3 protein-coding genes are annotated in these 2,071 nt (G+C 67.7%); all 3 read right to left on the bottom strand.

The features are described 5' to 3' along the window. The coding region (soxC, locus tag ACE3T5_RS21515) for a sulfite dehydrogenase (RefSeq protein ID WP_374670154.1) at window positions 1–1,123 on the bottom strand (1,123 nt) is incomplete at its 3' end. Further along, on the bottom strand, window positions 1,120–1,476 hold the full coding sequence (locus ACE3T5_RS21510) for an ArsR/SmtB family transcription factor (RefSeq protein ID WP_374670153.1): 357 nt from the start codon (window positions 1,474–1,476) through the stop codon (window positions 1,120–1,122). The genes ACE3T5_RS21510 and soxC, both read right to left, overlap by 4 nt. A gap of 118 nt (window positions 1,477–1,594) precedes the next feature. Next, window positions 1,595–1,921 (bottom strand): hypothetical protein, encoded by a 327-nt coding sequence (locus ACE3T5_RS21505; protein ID WP_374670152.1) that lies wholly within the window; start codon window positions 1,919–1,921, stop codon window positions 1,595–1,597. Between the last annotated feature and the right edge of the window lie 150 nt (window positions 1,922–2,071).

The raw sequence follows: 2,071 nt of genomic DNA, 5'->3' as shown, positions 1-2,071 counted from the left end.
CGCGGCGCCAGTTGCGGCCGCCGTCGACCGACACGTCCACGTGCTTGATCTTGCCGCGGCCCGACCAGGCCAGGCCGGTGATGTTGTAGAAGCCCTGGTCCAGCAGCACCTGGCCGCCGGAGGGCGTGGTCACCACGCTCTTGACCTCCTGGATGCTGGTGTACTGGCGATGCGTGCCGTCCGGCATGAGGTCCACGTAGTGGATGGCCTCGTCCTTGGTGGCATAGGGCTGGTCGCCCACCTCGATGCGGCGCAGGTACTTCACCCAGCTCACGCCCTGCACGCCCGGCACCACCAGGCGCAGCGGGTAGCCGTTTTCGGGGCGCAGCATCTCGCCGTTCTGGCCGTAGGCCACGAACACTTCGCCCGAGCGGATCAGGCTCATGGGGATGGTGCGCGTCATCGAGGAGCCGTCGGCCCCCTCGGCCAGCACGAACTTGCCGTTCACCAGGTCGGCACCGGCCATCTCCAGCAGCGTGATCAGCGGCACGCCAGTGAACTCGCTGCACGAGATCATGCCGTGCGTGTACTGGCAGGTGGGCACGGCCACATTGCCCCACTCCATGCCGGTGTTGGCGCCGCACTCGATGAAGTGGAAGCGGCTGACCGAGGGCAGGCGCATGATCTCGTCCATGGTGAAGACCTTGGGCGTCTTGACCATGCCGTTCAACATCAGGCGGTGCTTGCTGGGATCGATGTCCCACCAGCCCTGGTGATGCCGCTCGAAGTGCAGGCCGCTGGGCGTGACGATGCCGAACAGCGACTGCAGCGGCGCGAACGAGACCGAGGCTTGCGTGGTCTGCGTGAGGCCGGGGCTCTGCCGGCGCTGCACATTGCGCTCGTACTGCGAGGGCTTGCCGTAGCCGTCGGTCACGACCGGCTGGCCCAGGCCCTTGGAGTGCGCGGGCAGCTCCAGGATGGCGGGGTCGCCAGCGGGCTGCTGCGCGCGCGCCGGCATGGCGGCCACGCCGGCGGTGGCCGCGGCCGCGGCGAAGGCACCGCGGATGAAGTCGCGCCGGCCCTTCTTGCCCTCGGCAAAGACGGTCTTGATGCCCGTCGGGTCCAGGAAGCTCTCCGGCGCCTTGATCAGGCGGCCGGAAGGCTGGGTTTCGTCTGGTTTCACTGCATCTCCTTGGGGGAATCGATGTTCGGGTTCTCGTCCGTCTCGCGCGCCGGCAGCATGCTTCGCACCGCCCGGCTCAGCAGCGGCGCGGCGTCGTCGTGCAGGCGGTAGAACACCTGCGCGCCATCTCGCCGTCGCGCCAGCAGGCCCGAGCGGTACAGCAGCGCGAGGTGCTGCGACACACTGGGCTGGCCGCCGCCGACACGGGTGCGCAGTTCGGAGACGTTCAGCTCGCGGCCGGTCAGCGCGTCGAGGATGCGCAGGCGCGCCGGGGCGGCCATCAGCCCGAACAGCTCTGCCGCCTGCTCGAAGACCTGACCCGACACGTCGAACGACCCTTCCGCGCTGTTCACGATTCGTCTATCTGGATATTACGATGTACGAATATATAGATTGCCGGATGGATCTGACACAGGGTTTACGCGGAGAGCGGATGGGCGGCTGGCGAAGCTCGCCTGTCAGCCCAATGGCCTACTTGAAGCGGTAGTGGTCGCGATTGAGAACGGCGGCGATGGCCGTCACATCTTCCGGGAACAGGCCGAGGTTCAGCTCGGTGTTGCACTGCTCCACCATGCCGCGCAGGAAGCCGGGCGTGTTGATGCGCCCCTGCGGCTTGTAGATGGCGGAGCCGTCACCGCCAACCTTGCGCACATGGCACTCGGCGCACTTGTGCTCGGCGATGAGTTTCTGGCCGAGGGCGAGGTCCGCATCCTTGAAGACCGCCTGCGCGGTCTGTGCGTGCGCGGCCAGGCCCGTCAGCGCCAGCAGGCCTGTCACCACCATGAGGCCAGGATGCATGTGTCGTCTCCGCGGGTGAAGCCCGCCGGCGACAGCATACAGCGTACGCGTCTGGAGCGGTCTCTCGCGCCCCTCGTAGGCTGGGGTGGAGCGCAGCGCAACCCCAGCGCTTTCAAGCGTCGACCGGCCTGGTCTCGTGCCGGAAGCCGG

Origin of the sequence: Ramlibacter sp., from assembly GCF_041916345.1 — a bacterium.
In the GTDB taxonomy this organism is placed as follows: Bacteria; Pseudomonadota; Gammaproteobacteria; order Burkholderiales; family Burkholderiaceae_C; genus Ramlibacter.
The sequence above is the reverse complement of the archived record's forward strand: the minus strand, read 5'-3'. Positions and strand labels throughout refer to the sequence as shown.